Below are 15,704 nucleotides of genomic sequence, written 5' to 3'. Positions count from 1 at the left end.
TTGAAAATAACATATCAAAATTCAAAAATGAGCCAACCATACGTAAAATTAGAAATAGAAAACCAAGTAGGATACATCGAATTTTTTCATCCTGCGCATAACTCATTACCAGGAAATATTCTAGCTGAATTAGCACAAACTATTACAGACGCTGGCAATAATGACGATATTAAAGTTATCGTTCTTAAAAGTGGAGGAGATAGAACGTTTTGTGCTGGCGCAAGTTTTAACGAGCTTATTAATATTAATGATGAAGCCACAGGGAAAGTCTTCTTTTCAGGATTTGCTAACGTGATTAATGCGATGCGAAAATGTCCAAAATTTATCATTGGTCGCGTGCAAGGAAAAACCGTTGGAGGTGGAGTAGGAGTTGCGTCGGCAACTGATTATTGTATGGCAACCAAGTTTGCAGCTATTAAATTAAGCGAGCTAAATGTTGGTATCGGTCCGTTTGTAGTTGGTCCAGCAGTAGAGCGCAAGTTAGGTTTAAGCGGAATGTCACAAATCGCCATTGATGCCAATACATTTTATCCAGCAGAATGGGCAAAACAACAAGGCTTATTTACACAAGTGTTTGATACTACAGAAGCATTAGACGAAGCCGTAAAAACCTTTGCTGAAAATCTTTGCAACTACAATCCGGAAGCAATGAAAGAAATGAAGAAAATTTTCTGGCAAGGTACCGAAGATTGGGACGCGCTTCTAGCCGAAAGAGCAGCTATTAGTGGTCGCTTGGTATTAAGTGATTTTACAAAGAAGAAATTAGAATCGTATAAGTAAATAATAGTTTTGAGAAATGAGCTTTGAGTTGTGAGCAATTAGAAATGTATATGTTAAATGGAATTTAAAAGTCAATATCATTTTAGTTTTGAAAATTTAATAGTTTATCAAAAAGCTATTTTATTTGGAGAAGAAGTAAATAAATTGGTTGATACATTTCCTAAAAAGGAGATGTTCCGTTTATCATCACAATTTAGTAGAGCAGCAGACTCAATAGCAGCAAATATTTCGGAAGGTTCAGCAAGTACTGATGCTAATTTCAATAGATATTTAAAAATGGCTTGGGATAGTAGTCACGAATGTGTCACTTGGAATACAAAAGCCTATTTAAGAAATTATATCAACAAAGAACAGTTTGAAAAAAATAGAGCTATGTTAACCGAAATTGGTAAAATGATTTCATCATTAAGTAAAAAATTAAAAAATAATTAAACTCAAAGACTCAAGGCTAACTACTAAGAACTCACAGCTTATGATTTACGCATTCCAAGGATACACACCAGTTGTACACGAAAGTAGTTTCGTACACCCATTAGCTGCAGTCACTGGCAATGTCATCATTGGCAAAAACTGTTACATCGGTCCAGGTGCTGCCATTCGTGGAGATTGGGGACAAATCATTTTAGAGGATGGCGTTAACGTGCAAGAGAACTGTACAGTGCATATGTTTCCGGGTAAATCTATTACCTTAAAAGAAAGTGCGCATGTTGGTCACGGAGCCATCATTCACGGAGCGAATTTGGGTCGTAATTGCCTCATTGGTATGAATACCGTAATTATGGATGATGCCGAAATTGGAGATGAAAGTATTGTTGGCGCCATGGCATTTGTTAAGGCTGAAACTAAAATACCACCACGTAGTTTGGTGGTTGGTAATCCAGCAAAAGTCATCAAGCAGGTAAGCGACGAGATGATTGCTTGGAAAACCAAGGGAACGCAGTTATATCAGCAGTTACCGCAAGATTGCCACAACAGTCTAAAAGAAGTAGAACCATTGCGTGAAGTTCCCGAAAATATGAAGATGCAAGACAATGTCTATAAAACGCTTCGCGAAACTTTCAAATAGGAGGGATTGTCCCCTTGAGGGGACTTTAGGGGTGTTTTCATTATAGATAGAATGTCATTTTCAAGTTTAGCCTCGATTTTAAACCCTACTCAAATCAATCTCATTGGTTTCCTTTCCTGTAGATAAAGTTATTAAACTCTGCACATTCCCTAGATAAGGAAGAAGTGTTAGTTTAGAAATAAGGAAAGTTTCATAAGCTTGTATGTCTTCAACAATGAGTTTCAGTAGGTAATCATAATTTCCACTTACGCGATGGCATTCTGCAATTTCTGGGAAATTATTTATTTCAGTGACAAATTTTTCCAAATAACTTCTGGTATGACCTTGAAGGGTTATGCCAATAAATACAGTTAATTTCAAACCTACTTTCTTGTTATCTAATACAGCGACATATTTTTTGATGTAACCTTCTTTTTCAAGCTTTTTTATACGCTCAAAAACGGGTGAAGTGGTCATTCCTAATTCTTTAGCTATGCTTTTTGTAGTGCGATTGCTGTCTTTTTGGAGTATCGCTAAAATTTGGGTGTCGATTTTATCTAGTGTATAAGACATTAGAAAATATTTTTTTTGATTAATCAAAATTAACAATTAAAAGTTTAAAATTCTTCAAGTAAGTTATTTTGAAGATTTTTTTTCTTTTAAAAAATAAAATTAAGGGTTTTAAGAAAAGTGATGTTGAATATGTCTTATCTTTAATTCTTAAAATAAAACTGAATTTGTTTAATGATTTTTGAACTAAAAATGCCCAAAATGGGCGAGAGCATCACAGAAGGAACCATCATTAATTGGTTAATCAATGAAGGCGATTCTTTTGATGAAGGCGATATCATATTAGAAGTAGCCACAGATAAAGTAGATAACGAAGTGCCTGCACCAGCAGCAGGAACGTTGTTAGAACCCAAATACCAAGCAAAAGATGTGGTAAAAGTTGGTGAGGTTATCGCTATTTTAGAAGTTTCTGAAGAAGTAAAATCAACAAAGAAAACTGATGTCATTCAGAACGATAGCGAAGCATCTAAAAAAGATAAAAAGCAACAAAAAAAGAAGCGTTCTATAACATCGAGCACAGTTGAGGTATCCACTTCAAATTCATTTTCAGTAAATAATACAAATACATTCTTCTCACCACTAATTATTTCCATAGCCAAAGAGCATCACATTAGTTTTGAAGAATTAGCAAGAATCCCAGCAACCGGAAACGAAGGGCGATTAAGAAAAAGCGATGTATTCAATTATATCGAAGACGGAAGGCCTTACAAGTTTGCGCAGCCAGTGGTTCAAGATCCAACGGCTTATCGCATTCCGCAATTAACGTTTGATAAAGGCAAAGGGAAGATTGTAGAAATGGATCGTATGCGTCAAATGATTGCAGATCATATGGTGTATTCCAAACACACGTCACCGCACGTAACGGCTTATGTTGAAGCTGACTTAACCAATATGGTAAATTGGCGAAATGAAAATAAAGTTGCTTTTCAAGAAAAATATGGCGAAAAACTAACCTTTACACCATTGTTTGTAGAAGCAGTAGCTAAAGCGGTCAAGGATTTTCCAAATATCAATGCGTCTGTTGATGGCAGTAATATTATCGTAAAAGAAGATATTAATATTGGTATGGCAACAGCATTACCAAGTGGAAATTTAATTGTGCCAGTAGTTAGAAATGCCGATACCAAAGACTTAAAAACGTTAGCAGAAAACGTAAACGAACTCGCTGGAAAAGCAAGAGAAAATAAGTTGAGTGGCGACGATATTAAAGGCAGTACGTTCACTATTTCTAATGTTGGGACGTTTGGAAGCGTTATGGGAACACCAATAATCAACCAACCAGAAGTGGCCATTTTAGCATTAGGAATCATAAAAAAACGAGCCGAAGTCATCGAAACTGAAAAAGGCGACGAAATCGCTATCAGAAGTATGATGTACTTATCGCTGTCTTTCGATCATCGTGTCGTAGATGGTTTCCTAGGTGGAAGCTTTGTGCGTCGCGTAGCTGATTATTTAGAGCAATTTGATACGAATAGAAAAATATAGTTAACTGTCATCCTGAACTTGATTCAGGATCTCATCATTTATAAAAATTATGTCTTACAACATAGAAATCAAAAAAATAGAAAAATCAAAAGTCGATACTATCGACTTCAACAACATACCATTAGGAACCTCTTTCACAGATCATATGTTTATCTGCGATTATAAAGATGGCGAATGGCAAAACCCAAGAATAGAACCTTTAGCTTTAATTCCAACACATCCAGCAGCAATGGCGTTGCATTACGGACAAGCCATTTTTGAAGGTATGAAAGCTAATGTAGATGCCGATGGAACACCAATGCTATTCCGTGCCGATAAAAATGCAGCACGTTTAAACTTTAGTGCAGACAGAATGGGAATGCCAAATGTTCCAGAAGAGTTGTTTGTAGATGGTTTAAAACAGCTTGTAGCTATGGATAAAGCGTGGATTCCACCACAAGACGGTAGTGCATTGTACTTACGTCCATTTATGTATGCTGACGAAGCTTTTATTGGAATGCGTGCAGCCACAAGTTACAAGTTTATCATTATGGCATCACCAGCAGGTCCGTTTTTCAGCAAGCGTATAAAATTGTGGGCAGAAAAGAAATTCGTTCGTGCTGTAGATGGTGGTACAGGCGAAGCAAAAGCGGCTGGAAATTACGCAGCAGCAATTCGTCCAACGGAATTAGCAAAGGCAAAAGGCTATGACCAAGTATTGTGGCTAGATGCTGTTGAGCACGAGTACATTCAAGAGGTGGGAACAATGAATATTTTCTTCAAAATTGATGGAAAATTCATCACACCACGTCGAGATGGCGCCATTCTCGATGGCATTACCAGAATGAGCGTTATCGATATTCTAAAAGATAAAGGTTTTGAAGTTATTGAGCGTCCAATCACGCTTACTGAAATCCGAGAAGCATCAGAAAAAGGCCTTTTAGAGGAAGCTTTCGGAACAGGGACAGCCGTTGGTATTGCTTACATTCAGAGCATTGGTACGGAAAATGACGACATTCACGTCTCTGACGAAAGTCCGGTAGGATTAGAGGTTAACGATACGCTAAATGCCATAAAAACAGGAAAAATTGAAGATAAATTCAACTGGATGATAAAGGTTGAAAAGGAATTAGTGTAAAGATAACGTCACTTCGAGTGATTTGTGAGGAACGAGCAAATTGTATCGAGAAGTTATTATTAAGTTCTCGATACAAAATTGCTTAAGGCCATTTCACTGGAACTAATGTGAGTTTTGTCATTCCTGCGCAGGCAGGAATCTTTAACCAAAAAAGTATAGTATAACAAAAAGGATTCCCACTTTCGTGGGAAATAGTTATGAATAAAGACATATTAAAAAAAGGGTTTACCAATTTAGTAACCGCCAAAACAATGGCAGAATTGTATGAAGCCAACTTCAAAGTAGTTTCAAAATACGTGCACGCCACATCACGTGGTCACGAAGCCATTCAGACCGCTTTAGGAATGCAATTATTACCTCAAGATTATGCATTTCCGTATTATAGAGATGATGCAATGTTGTTAGCATTTGGTATGACACCTTACGATTTAATGCTTCAGGTGTTAGCTAAAAAAGACGATCCATTTTCTGGTGGAAGAACCTATTATTCGCATCCAAGTTTAAAAGATGCTGATAAGCCTAAAATTCCACATCAATCATCAGCAACAGGTATGCAAGCCATTCCTGCAACTGGTGTCGCGATGGGAATGCAATATTTGGAAAAGCAAGGACTTCAAAATTCAAATGTTGTTCAGAATGATAGCAAAGAATCGCAATTAAATCCAATCACGGTTTGTAGTTTAGGTGACGCATCAGTAACCGAAGGTGAAATTGCAGAAGCCTTTCAAATGGCTGCTTTAAAGCAAATGCCAATTCTATATTTGGTGCAAGACAATGGTTGGGATATTTCAGCCAATGAAGCCGAAACCAGAGCTCAAAATGCTGCAGAATATGCAAAAGGTTTTCACGGATTAGAGGCTATTTCTATTGATGGTGCTAACTTTATTGAAAGCTACGAAGCTTTAGAAAAAGTTATAAAAACCATAAGAGAAGAGCGTCGTCCATTTTTGGTGCACGCTAAAGTACCGTTATTAAATCATCATACGTCTGGTGTGCGTATGGAATGGTATCGTGATGACTTGGAAGAAGCAAAGTCTCGTGATCCATATCCTGTTTTAAAACAGCAAATGTTAGACAATGGTTTCACTCAAAATGATATAGATGCTATTGAAGCGGAAATAAAAACCTTGGTTGAAAGTGATTTTCAAAACGCCTTAAAAGCCGAAGATCCAACACCAGAAGATTTATTTACGCATGATTTTGCACCAACACCGATTACCGAAGAAAAAGGTGAGCGTTCACCAGAAGGTGCAGAAAAAGTAGTAATGGTAGATTGTGTCTTATTCGCTGTAGAAGAATTGATGCGCAAGCATCCGGAGTGTCTGCTTTACGGACAAGATGTTGGTGGACGACTTGGTGGTGTATTTAGAGAAGCGGCAACATTAGCACAGAAATTTGGTGACGACAGAGTCTTCAATACGCCTATTCAAGAAGCTTTTATTGTGGGCTCTACGGTTGGTATGAGTGCGGTAGGATTAAAGCCAATTGTTGAGGTTCAATTTGCCGATTATATTTGGCCAGGACTTAACCAATTATTTACGGAAGTGAGCCGTAGCTGTTATTTAAGTAACGGAAAATGGCCTGTAAGTATGATTTTACGTGTGCCAATTGGTGCTTATGGTAGTGGTGGACCTTACCACTCATCTTCTGTGGAAAGTGTAGTCACTAACATTAGAGGTGTAAAAATTGCTTACCCAAGTAATGGTGCTGATTTAAAAGGTTTAATGAAAGCCGCATATCACGACCCAAATCCAGTAGTTATTTTTGAGCATAAAGGTTTGTACTGGTCTAAAGTACCAGGAACACAAGGTGCAACCTCTGTAGAACCTGCTGAAGACTATGTATTACCTTTTGGAAAAGCTTGGGTATTACAAGAAATCTGGAAGCAAGACGATGTAGAAACCTGCACGATTGTAACCTACGGAATGGGTGTACATTGGGCAATGAATGCTTCAGAAGAATTGGGTTTAAAAGACCAAATAGAAGTTATTGATTTAAGAACATTGTATCCTCTAGATGAAGCAACGATAATGAAGTCGGTTAAGAAAACAGGTAAGTGTTTAGTGGTAACTGAAGAGCCAAGTAACAACAGTTTTGCAAGAGCATTATCTGGGAAAATTCAGGAAGAATGCTTCAAATATTTAGATGCACCAGTAATGACAATTGGTAGTGAAAATATGCCTGCCATTCCTTTGAATTCAACATTAGAGCAAACAATGATTCCTTCAACTGAAAAGGTGAAAGCAAAGATTGAAGTTTTACTTAATTATTAAAATAAAAAAGCGACTCTATTGAGTCGCTTTTCTTTTATAAATCGTATTCCGAAAGGGGTTTTGTAAATTCTTCAGGATTGGCTGCTAAATAATAGCGAGGATCGTTAATGTCTTCGATAATAACCTCTTTAAATTTAGGGCTTGCTTTATACATTAAAGCTTTGCAATCTTCACTAAGATGTTTCAATTTTAAGCTCTTACCAGCAGCTTCATATTTATTCACTAAATTGAAGATAGCTTCTAAGGCAGAATGATCACTTACACGAGATTCAATAAAATCGATTTCAACGTTTTCAGGATCATTTTTTACATCAAACTTAGAATTAAAACTCTGAATAGATCCAAAGAATAACGGTCCCCAAATTTCGTAAGTTTTTGTGCCATCTGCTTGCATACGCTTTCGTGCTCTAATCATTGTTGCATTCTTCCACGCAAATACGAGAGCTGATACAATAACACCAATAAATACAGCAATTGCTAAATCGAAAATTACTGTTACTGCAGAAACAATAACCAAAACAACAGCATCTGAAATAGGAATTTTTCTAATAATTCTAAAACTAGACCAGGCAAAAGTGTCTATAACCATCATAAACATCACACCAACTAAAGCTGCTATAGGAACTTGTTCTATATACTGCGCTGTGAATAAAATAAAGGTAAGTAATGTGAGTGCCATCATTATACCAGATAGTTTTCCTCTACCACCAGCATTGATGTTAATGACTGTTTGACCAATCATACCACAACCACCAGTGCCGCCAAAAAGACCACTGGTAATGTTTCCTACACCTTGAGCTACACATTCTCTATTTCCATTTCCTCTAGTTTCTGTAAGTTCATCAACAAGATTCATGGTCATTAAAGATTCTATTAAACCAACAGAGGCAGCTAAGAATGCGTAAGGTAGAATGAATTTTAATGTATCTAGATTTATCGGAAGGTTTTGCCAAAGTTCTACGTTTGGAGTAGGGAATTCACCTTTTAGGCCTTCACCACCTCCTTCAATAATATACGAACCAACTGTGCTTACGTCTAAACCACCAAAAACAACTATTCCTGTAGTGATTAATATAGCAGTAAGTGCGGCAGGAATTTTAGTTGTTAGTTTTGGAAGCAACCAAATAACAGCCATCGTTAAGCCTACAAGACCTAACATAGTGTATAGTTCAGTGCCTTCCATAGGAATGTTAATGTATTTTTTTAGTCCGTCAGCTCCAACTTGTAGTTCTTTGTGAGAAAACATTCGTACTTGAGCTAAGAATATAACTATGGCTAATCCATTTACAAATCCCATCATTACAGGATGTGGAATTAATCTTACAAAGCGTCCTAATTTTAAAACTCCAGCCGCAACCTGAATACCTCCCATTAGTATCACAGCAGCTAACAAATAGAAATAACCCATATTGTCAATTGGAGAATCGAACAATAACCCTTTATCATGCCCTTTAGCAATAAGGTCAACAAAAATAACAGCAACTGCACCAGCAGCACCAGAAATTAATCCAGGTCTACCGCCAAATACAGCAGTAATAAGACCAACGATAAAGGCACCTGAGAGCGCTACTAAAGGATCTATCTGGGCAACAAAAGCGAAAGCAACAACCTCTGGAATCATAGCCAGAGATACTGTAATACCTGCAAGAATGTCGTTTTTTGGGTTCTGAGTAAAATTTTTGAATAGAGTTTGACCTAAAATCATAACATTTTCATTTTGAAGTCGGCAAAGATAGAGTTTTTAAAGTAATCGACTGTTTTGAAATTGTAAACAAAAAAAAGCACTGATCTCTCAGTGCTTTAATTTTTAGATTTTCAATCTTTTATTTTGATGGAGGAAACTGCTCTAAAGTTTTTGATACAAATTCTTTGATACGTGCTTCTTTCTTTTCTACATTCTTGGTTACTAAGTAGCCAGTTCCTGAGCCTTGCCAAACCAATTCTTTTTTATTGGCGTCGATAAAGTCAATAAATAACATGCCTTCGGTTGTGGTTGAGATATTACTGCCTCCCCAGCCAAAACCAGGTCCCCAGCCCCAACCCCAACGGTTGAAACCTCCCCAGCCCCAAGCACCAGCACCCCAAGCATTATTGTATACGTCTACGCGTTGGTTTGATTTGGTGAAAATACTCACTAACATATCCGGATTTTCGGATTTAGTCATACCTTTTGCTAGTAATTCTGCTTCAATAGCTCTAAGGATACGTCTTTTGTCAATATCGCTTATTTCGGCTTTATCAATACCTGGTTTAAAAAATGCAAAGGTTTTGTATTGGTCAAAATTAGCCTCTCTGTCGTAATCTGCAGCCACTCTCACTGAGCTACATGACGATAGAAGGATGGCTAAAACTAAAATCGGAGTAAATTTGAGTAGTTTCTTCATATCACTTTTTTTTAAATGGTTTCTAAAAGATTATCATCAACAGTATTTGGTAATGTTACTTTTAAATTTGGTTCGGTTTCCATAGCACGCTTTATCGCGAAAACCGCACCTTCATTCCTTGCCCAGCTTCTTCTTGAGATACCATTATTTACATCCCAAAATAGCATTTGTCTGAGACGTGTTGATGCTTCTTTAGTACCATCAAGAACCATGCCGAAACCACCATTGATAACTTCTCCCCAACCAACACCACCACCATTGTGGATGCTTACCCAAGTGGCTCCTCTAAAACTATCACCTATAACATTGTGTATAGCCATATCTGAAGTGAAACGAGAACCATCATAAATATTGCTGGTTTCACGATAGGGTGAATCTGTCCCAGAAACATCATGATGATCACGGCCTAGAACTACGTAGCCTATTTCTCCTTTTGCAATTGCCTCGTTGAAAGCTTGGGCAATTTTCATTCGACCTTCGGCATCTGCATATAGGATTCTGGCTTGTGAGCCTACGACTAATTTGTTTTCTTGAGCACCTTTAATCCACTGAATATTATCAGCCATTTGCTGTTGGATTTCTTCAGGTGAATTTTTCATAATTTCCTCTAAAACTTCGCAAGCAATAGCGTCGGTTTTTGCCAGATCTTCTGGTTTACCCGAAGCACAAACCCAACGGAATGGACCAAATCCATAATCAAAACACATTGGTCCCATAATATCTTGCACGTAACTTGGATACTTGAATTCACGACCTATAGTTGGGTTTTTAGACATTATATCTGCTCCAGCACGAGAAGCTTCTAGCAGGAAAGCGTTTCCGTAATCAAAGAAATAAGTGCCTTTCTCTGTATGTTTATTAATTGCAGTTGCATGACGACGTAAGCTTTCCTGAACTTTAGTTTTGAATAGGTCTGGATTATTAGCCATCATGTCGTTAGCATCTTCAAAAGATAATTCAACAGGATAATAACCGCCTGCCCAAGGGTTGTGAAGAGAGGTTTGGTCACTACCTAAATCGATATGGATATTTGATTCATCAAACTTTTCCCAGACTTCAACAACATTTCCTAGGTATGCGATTGATATTGTTTCTTTATTTGTCTGTGCTTTTTGTACTCGTGCTACTAATTCATCTAAATCGGTGATTTTTTCATCAATCCAACCTTGGTCTAATCGTATTTGAGTGATTTTAGGATTCACTTCTGCGCAAATCGTAATACAACCAGCAATGTTACCAGCTTTTGGTTGTGCGCCAGACATGCCACCTAAACCAGAGGTAACAAAAATGTGTCCTTTAGGTGATTTATTTATCTTTCTAAATCCGTTTAAAACGGTTATTGTTGTACCGTGAACAATGCCTTGAGGTCCAATATACATGTAGCTTCCGGCAGTCATTTGTCCGTATTGTGTAACACCTAATGCATTGAATTTTTCCCAATCATCCGGTTTAGAATAGTTAGGAATCATCATGCCGTTGGTAACAACCACTCTTGGTGCTTCTTTGTGAGAAGGAAATAAACCCATAGGATGACCAGAATACATTACAAGTGTTTGCTCGTCATTCATTTCAGCCAAATATTTCATTGTAAGTCTGTACTGTGCCCAGTTAGAAAATACAGCACCATTGCCACCATAAGTAATTAATTCGTGCGGATGTTGTGCTACAGCATAGTCCAAATTGTTTTGAATCATTAGCATAATCGCGGCAGCTTGCTTTGATTTTGCAGGATACTCGTCAATTGGTCTTGCATACATTTTATAATCAGGACGTAAACGGTACATGTAGATACGACCATATTTGTCTAATTCTTCCTTAAATTCAGGGAGTAGAGTACTGTGGTGTTTTTTATCAAAATAACGCAATGCATTTCTAAGTGCTAGTTTTTCTTCTTCTGGAGATAGAATAGCTTTTCTTTTAGGCGCATGATTTATATTCGGATCATAGGGTTTTGGTTGAGGTAAGGTGTTGGGTATACCTTCTAAAATCTGATCCTTAAATGATATTTCTGTTACTTGCATTATTTCTTCTTTAATTTTTCTTTGTTAAATCCGTAAGGGCAATGTCTGCAACCACTTTCGCAACAGTAGCCACGTTTTAGGTGGTATTGTTCTGTAAAACAACGATAACCTTCTGGAGTTAAGTAGTAATCGCCTTCTTCTATTGGGACATATTTTTTCATGTCTCACAAAGATAATGTAATTTGGATTGATTTTTGAATGGACACTGTTGTGATATTAGTTTCAAAATATTTAGTTCCTGATGGTTATATAGGTTTAACCTTGTTTCCTTTTGTGATTCTGAAAGATAAATCATTGAAGACGAATGAGGTATTAATTAATCATGAAAAAATTCATTTAAGACAACAGTTAGAGTTATTGGTACTTCCCTTTTTTGTGATTTATTTCATTGAATTTTTTATTCAATTAATACGATATAAAAATTGGAATTTAGCTTATAGAAATATTTCATTTGAACTAGAAGCTTATACAAATGAAAGCGACTTTAGCTACTTGAAAAGAAAATCGTTTTTTAGTTTTACGCGCTATTATAAGAATTTAAATGTTAGAAATTAATACTGTACATAATCAGTTTTTAGAATTAAATAACAGTACTGTTCAATTGGCTCTAAAACCTGAGTATCTCATACATACTTTTATTTCCGGAAATAAGTATAGAAAGCTGAAATATAATCTTGAAAAAGCTAAAGATCTTAAGAACGATACTATATTAAGTTTTGGTGGTGCTTATTCAAATCATATTGCAGCAACCGCATTTGCAGGTAAGTTTTATGGATTTAGAACAGTTGGTATTATAAGAGGCGAGGAGTTAGTTGATAAGGTAGACTCTAATCCTACTTTAAAGTTTGCGAAAGGTTGTGGAATGCAATTCAAATTTGTAGATAGAGAAACGTATAGACATAAGGCAGAAGTTGATTTTATTGATAGTCTAAAAGCAGAGTTTGGTGACTTTTATTTAGTGCCAGAAGGCGGAACAAATCTTTTAGCTGTGCAAGGTTGTGAGGAAATTTTAAATGAAAATGATTCTGATTTTGATTTTATTTGTTGCAGTATTGGTACAGGTGGTACAATTTCAGGTGTAATAAATGCTTCAAAATCACACCAGAAAATATTAGGTTTTCCTGCATTGAAAGGTGATTTTATCCGAGAGGATATTCGTAAATTTGCAACAAAGGACAATTGGGATTTAATAACGGATTACCATTTTGGAGGTTATGGGAAAATAAAGCCAGAATTAATCGCGTTTATTAATGACTTTAAAAAGAGATACAATATTCCTCTTGACCCTGTATACACAGGCAAAATGATGTATGGTATTTTTGATTTGATGGAGAAACAGTTTTTTCCAAAGGACTCAAAAATATTAGCAATTCATACTGGTGGTTTGCAAGGTATAGAAGGGATGAATATAACATTGAAACGAAAAGGATGGCCTCTAATAAAATAGAAATTAAATTTAAACATATCGCCTTAGTTACAGCTTTGGTTGTGTTTTCTTGTGGACCAAAAAAAGGAATTGTAACCAAAAAAAGACAGCAGAAAGAAAAGGTAGAAACCGTTGAGGTTGTAAAAACTGAGAAACCAGAAGAAGTTAAAACTCCTGAGATAGAAGCAGAAGTTAAGCCGCCATCTTCTACGGCTGTATATATTGCAACTTATGCAGATATAGCAAAAGAAGAAATGCGTAGGTACAAAATACCAGCAAGTATTACATTGGCTCAGGGAATTTTGGAGTCTGCATCTGGAAAAGGAAGATTAGCTGTAAAAGCTAATAATCATTTTGGAATAAAATGTCATGGTTGGACAGGAGCAAAAATCTACCATGATGATGATCGTTCTCAAGAATGTTTCAGGAAATATAAAGAAGCGAAGTCTTCCTATGAAGATCATTCTAAGTTTTTAACAGGACGAGGTCGTTATGCCGATTTATTCAAATTAAAGCAAGATGATTATAAAGGCTGGGCTAGAGGTTTAAAAAAAGCTGGCTATGCTACTGATAGAAAATATCCAGATAAACTTATTAGTCTAATTGAACGTTACAAGCTTTATGAATATGATGAGGAGGTTCTGGGTTCAAAAAAAGATGAGATTAAAATTGTTAGAGTCAATAGCGGAACAAAGATACATATAGTAGAAAAAGGAGATACATTATATTCCTTGTCTAAACGTTACAATACAACTGTAGATGCTATAAAAAGTACAAACAGATTGAGTTCTAACTCGCTTGCTATTGGTCAAGAATTAAAGATTCCAAATTAAATATGTTATATCAAAGAAGTAGTGCTTTGTTTAAAGAAGCACAACAAGTAATTCCTGGAGGTGTAAATTCTCCTGTAAGAGCGTTTAAAGCTGTTGGTGGTACACCAATTTTTGCCAAATCAGCAAAAGGGGCTTATGTCTATGACGAAGATGGAAACCGTTTTATAGATTATATTAATTCTTGGGGACCAATGTTGTTGGGTCATGCTTTTCAGCCAGTTGTTGATGCTGTAATAGAGAAAACTAAAGAAGGAACTTCTTTTGGGATGCCAACAGCACTAGAAACAGAGATTGCAGAATTAGCCGTTTCTATGGTGCCTAATATTGATAAAATTCGTTTTGTAAATTCTGGTACAGAGGCCTGTATGAGTGCTATTCGCTTAGCACGAGGTTACACCAAAAAAGATAAAATTATAAAATTTGCAGGTTGCTATCATGGACATAGTGATTCTTTTTTAATTGCAGCAGGTAGTGGTGCTGTTACGTTTGGTACTCCAAATAGTCCAGGAGTAACACAAGGTACAGCTAAGGATACGTTGTTGGCTACTTACAATGATATTGAGAATGTAAAATCATTAGTTGAAGCAAATAAAGGAGAAATAGCTGCAATTATTATAGAGCCTATTGCAGGAAATATGGGTTGTATTCCGCCAGTTGAAGGCTTTTTAGAAGGCTTAAGAGCGGTTTGCGATGCTAACGATATACTCTTGATTTTTGATGAAGTTATGACTGGTTTTAGACTGGCTAATGGTGGAGCGCAAGAGCTAAAAGGAATAGATGCAGATATCGTATGTTTTGGTAAAGTAGTAGGTGGTGGTTTACCTGTTGGTGCTTTTGCTGCGAGAAATGAAATAATGAATCATCTGGCGCCTTTAGGACCTGTATACCAGGCAGGAACTTTAAGTGGTAACCCATTAGCAATGGCTGCTGGTTTGGCTATGCTTAAGGCAATTAATACAGATACAGGCTTAATGAGTAGATTGGAGGAGAAGACAAAATACCTTCATAAGGGTATTACTGAAGCCTTAAGTAAAAATAATGTTACACATACTATAAACAGAATAGGTTCAATGATTTCAGTTCATTTTTCTGATGAGCCTGTTGTAGATTTTGAAAGTGCAGCTAAGGGTAATAATGATACCTTTAAGAAATTCTTTCACGGTATGCTTAATAAGGGTATTTATATAGCGCCAAGCGCTTTTGAAACTTGGTTTATTACAGATGCATTGACTTATCAGGATTTAAATGAAACTATTGCAGCTGTTGAAGAAATAGCAAAAGATTTATAAATAAAAAAAGCTTCGCAATTGCGAAGCTTTTTTTTTGTGTCTTTATGATTATTCGTTTGACAAGGCTTTGTATTTAGAAAATTGCTCGTCATTTAAAATTTCTTTCATTTGGCTCTCCAGTCTTGTTTTGTTTTTTTCAATTTCAGCTGGTAGAGTATTTTCGTTCCTAGATAAACTTAACTCAGTGCTAAGGAAAAGTTTTAATGCTTCGTATACATCATCTTTTTGATTGCTGTGAAATTTTAAAGCTCTTCCAAGAACTTCTGTTTTTTCTGAAGCTTTAGTATTTATTTCTACTTTGTCTTCTAGTTTTGTGTTTTGTGCAGTCAGTGTTTGGCTACCAATAAACATTGCAAAAGCAAATAAGCCTAATGTAAATATCTTTTTCATTATGGGTTGTTTAGTTAAATAGATTACTAAAGTAATAATTTTTATTTAAATCATTGAAGTTTTTGTTTGTTTTGAGTGAATTTATTTGTTT

Annotated in this window: 15 protein-coding genes; 9 read left to right on the top strand and 6 right to left on the bottom strand. The window is 36.2% G+C overall.

Annotated features, from left to right (window positions below; translation table 11 throughout):
- The first annotated feature begins 27 nt into the window (after positions 1-27).
- Genes P7122_RS12610 through P7122_RS12600 form a run of 3 tightly spaced genes read left to right on the top strand, consistent with a single transcriptional unit; the run spans position 28 to position 1,846 of the window.
- A complete protein-coding gene (locus P7122_RS12610) occupies positions 28-780 on the top strand; it encodes an enoyl-CoA hydratase/isomerase family protein (protein WP_278006164.1) in 753 nt (250 codons plus the stop codon).
- Between the two features lie 57 nt (positions 781-837).
- Positions 838-1,212, top strand: coding sequence for a four helix bundle protein (locus P7122_RS12605; RefSeq protein ID WP_278006163.1), 375 nt, complete (start codon positions 838-840; stop codon positions 1,210-1,212).
- Positions 1,213-1,252: 40 nt separating this feature from the next.
- Positions 1,253-1,846, top strand: coding sequence for an acyltransferase (locus tag P7122_RS12600; protein ID WP_278006162.1), 594 nt, complete (start codon positions 1,253-1,255; stop codon positions 1,844-1,846).
- Positions 1,847-1,924: 78 nt separating this feature from the next.
- Here the strand turns inward: P7122_RS12600 and P7122_RS12595 are convergent, their stop codons facing one another.
- Positions 1,925-2,398 carry an Lrp/AsnC family transcriptional regulator gene (locus P7122_RS12595; protein WP_278006161.1) on the bottom strand — a complete coding sequence of 158 codons (474 nt, stop codon included), beginning with the start codon at positions 2,396-2,398 and terminating at the stop codon, positions 1,925-1,927.
- A 198-nt stretch (positions 2,399-2,596) separates the two neighbouring features.
- On the opposite strand from P7122_RS12595, the gene P7122_RS12590 reads away from it, so the two are divergent.
- The 3 genes from P7122_RS12590 (at position 2,597) to P7122_RS12580 (ending at position 7,270) form a co-directional block, all read left to right on the top strand.
- The gene (locus P7122_RS12590; protein WP_437130092.1) at positions 2,597-3,880 is read left to right on the top strand and encodes a dihydrolipoamide acetyltransferase family protein; all 1,284 of its coding nucleotides are present in this window, start codon (positions 2,597-2,599) and stop codon (positions 3,878-3,880) included.
- A 49-nt stretch (positions 3,881-3,929) separates the two neighbouring features.
- Entirely contained in the window at positions 3,930-4,997 is a 1,068-nt protein-coding gene (locus P7122_RS12585) for a branched-chain amino acid aminotransferase (RefSeq protein WP_278006159.1), read from the top strand.
- A 197-nt stretch (positions 4,998-5,194) separates the two neighbouring features.
- Positions 5,195-7,270, top strand: coding sequence for an alpha-ketoacid dehydrogenase subunit alpha/beta (locus P7122_RS12580; protein ID WP_278006158.1), 2,076 nt, complete (start codon positions 5,195-5,197; stop codon positions 7,268-7,270).
- 34 nt (positions 7,271-7,304) lie between these two features.
- On the opposite strand, the gene P7122_RS12575 is transcribed toward P7122_RS12580, so the two are convergent.
- From P7122_RS12575 to P7122_RS12560, 4 genes are all read right to left on the bottom strand, one after another.
- On the bottom strand, positions 7,305-8,975 hold the full coding sequence (locus tag P7122_RS12575) for a SulP family inorganic anion transporter (protein WP_278006157.1): 1,671 nt from the start codon (positions 8,973-8,975) through the stop codon (positions 7,305-7,307).
- A 118-nt stretch (positions 8,976-9,093) separates the two neighbouring features.
- A complete protein-coding gene (locus P7122_RS12570; RefSeq protein WP_278006156.1) occupies positions 9,094-9,654 on the bottom strand; it encodes a DUF4136 domain-containing protein in 561 nt (186 codons plus the stop codon).
- Between the two features lie 11 nt (positions 9,655-9,665).
- Complete coding sequence (gene hutU / locus P7122_RS12565; protein ID WP_278006283.1) at positions 9,666-11,660, bottom strand: urocanate hydratase; 1,995 nt, start codon at positions 11,658-11,660, stop codon at positions 9,666-9,668.
- 14 nt (positions 11,661-11,674) lie between these two features.
- A complete protein-coding gene (locus tag P7122_RS12560) occupies positions 11,675-11,836 on the bottom strand; it encodes a C1orf53 family protein (RefSeq protein WP_171032453.1) in 162 nt (53 codons plus the stop codon).
- Between the two features lie 380 nt (positions 11,837-12,216).
- On the opposite strand from P7122_RS12560, the gene P7122_RS12550 reads away from it, so the two are divergent.
- Genes P7122_RS12550 through hemL form a run of 3 tightly spaced genes read left to right on the top strand, consistent with a single transcriptional unit; the run spans position 12,217 to position 15,223 of the window.
- Positions 12,217-13,122, top strand: coding sequence for a 1-aminocyclopropane-1-carboxylate deaminase/D-cysteine desulfhydrase (locus P7122_RS12550; RefSeq protein WP_278006154.1), 906 nt, complete (start codon positions 12,217-12,219; stop codon positions 13,120-13,122).
- On the top strand, positions 13,104-13,934 hold the full coding sequence (locus tag P7122_RS12545) for a glucosaminidase domain-containing protein (RefSeq protein WP_278006153.1): 831 nt from the start codon (positions 13,104-13,106) through the stop codon (positions 13,932-13,934). The genes P7122_RS12550 and P7122_RS12545 overlap by 19 nt, the downstream gene beginning before the upstream one ends.
- 2 nt (positions 13,935-13,936) lie before the next feature.
- Positions 13,937-15,223, top strand: a complete 1,287-nt coding sequence (hemL, locus tag P7122_RS12540; RefSeq protein WP_278006152.1) for a glutamate-1-semialdehyde 2,1-aminomutase — start codon at positions 13,937-13,939, stop codon at positions 15,221-15,223.
- A gap of 48 nt (positions 15,224-15,271) precedes the next feature.
- On the opposite strand, the gene P7122_RS12535 is transcribed toward hemL, so the two are convergent.
- Positions 15,272-15,613, bottom strand: a complete 342-nt coding sequence (locus P7122_RS12535; RefSeq protein WP_278006151.1) for a hypothetical protein — start codon at positions 15,611-15,613, stop codon at positions 15,272-15,274.
- Positions 15,614-15,704: the final 91 nt, after the last annotated feature.

This window comes from Winogradskyella marincola (genome assembly GCF_029624125.1).
Taxonomy (GTDB): Bacteria; Bacteroidota; Bacteroidia; order Flavobacteriales; family Flavobacteriaceae; genus Winogradskyella; species Winogradskyella marincola.
The sequence above is the reverse complement of the archived record's forward strand: the minus strand, read 5'-3'. Positions and strand labels throughout refer to the sequence as shown.

Excerpts from the sequence above, each read along its gene's own strand:
- P7122_RS12610 (WP_278006164.1), top strand. The coding sequence starts at position 28 with ATGAGCCAACCATACGTAAAATTAGAAATAGAAAACCAAGTAGGATAC.
- P7122_RS12605 (WP_278006163.1), top strand. The coding sequence starts at position 838 with ATGGAATTTAAAAGTCAATATCATTTTAGTTTTGAAAATTTAATAGTT.
- P7122_RS12600 (WP_278006162.1), top strand. The coding sequence starts at position 1,253 with ATGATTTACGCATTCCAAGGATACACACCAGTTGTACACGAAAGTAGT.
- P7122_RS12595 (WP_278006161.1), bottom strand. The coding sequence starts at position 2,398 with ATGTCTTATACACTAGATAAAATCGACACCCAAATTTTAGCGATACTC.
- P7122_RS12590 (WP_437130092.1), top strand. The coding sequence starts at position 2,597 with ATGGGCGAGAGCATCACAGAAGGAACCATCATTAATTGGTTAATCAAT.
- P7122_RS12585 (WP_278006159.1), top strand. The coding sequence starts at position 3,930 with ATGTCTTACAACATAGAAATCAAAAAAATAGAAAAATCAAAAGTCGAT.
- P7122_RS12580 (WP_278006158.1), top strand. The coding sequence starts at position 5,195 with ATGAATAAAGACATATTAAAAAAAGGGTTTACCAATTTAGTAACCGCC.
- P7122_RS12575 (WP_278006157.1), bottom strand. The coding sequence starts at position 8,975 with ATGATTTTAGGTCAAACTCTATTCAAAAATTTTACTCAGAACCCAAAA.
- P7122_RS12570 (WP_278006156.1), bottom strand. The coding sequence starts at position 9,654 with ATGAAGAAACTACTCAAATTTACTCCGATTTTAGTTTTAGCCATCCTT.
- P7122_RS12560 (WP_171032453.1), bottom strand. The coding sequence starts at position 11,836 with ATGAAAAAATATGTCCCAATAGAAGAAGGCGATTACTACTTAACTCCA.
- P7122_RS12550 (WP_278006154.1), top strand. The coding sequence starts at position 12,217 with ATGTTAGAAATTAATACTGTACATAATCAGTTTTTAGAATTAAATAAC.
- P7122_RS12545 (WP_278006153.1), top strand. The coding sequence starts at position 13,104 with ATGGCCTCTAATAAAATAGAAATTAAATTTAAACATATCGCCTTAGTT.
- hemL (WP_278006152.1), top strand. The coding sequence starts at position 13,937 with ATGTTATATCAAAGAAGTAGTGCTTTGTTTAAAGAAGCACAACAAGTA.
- P7122_RS12535 (WP_278006151.1), bottom strand. The coding sequence starts at position 15,613 with ATGAAAAAGATATTTACATTAGGCTTATTTGCTTTTGCAATGTTTATT.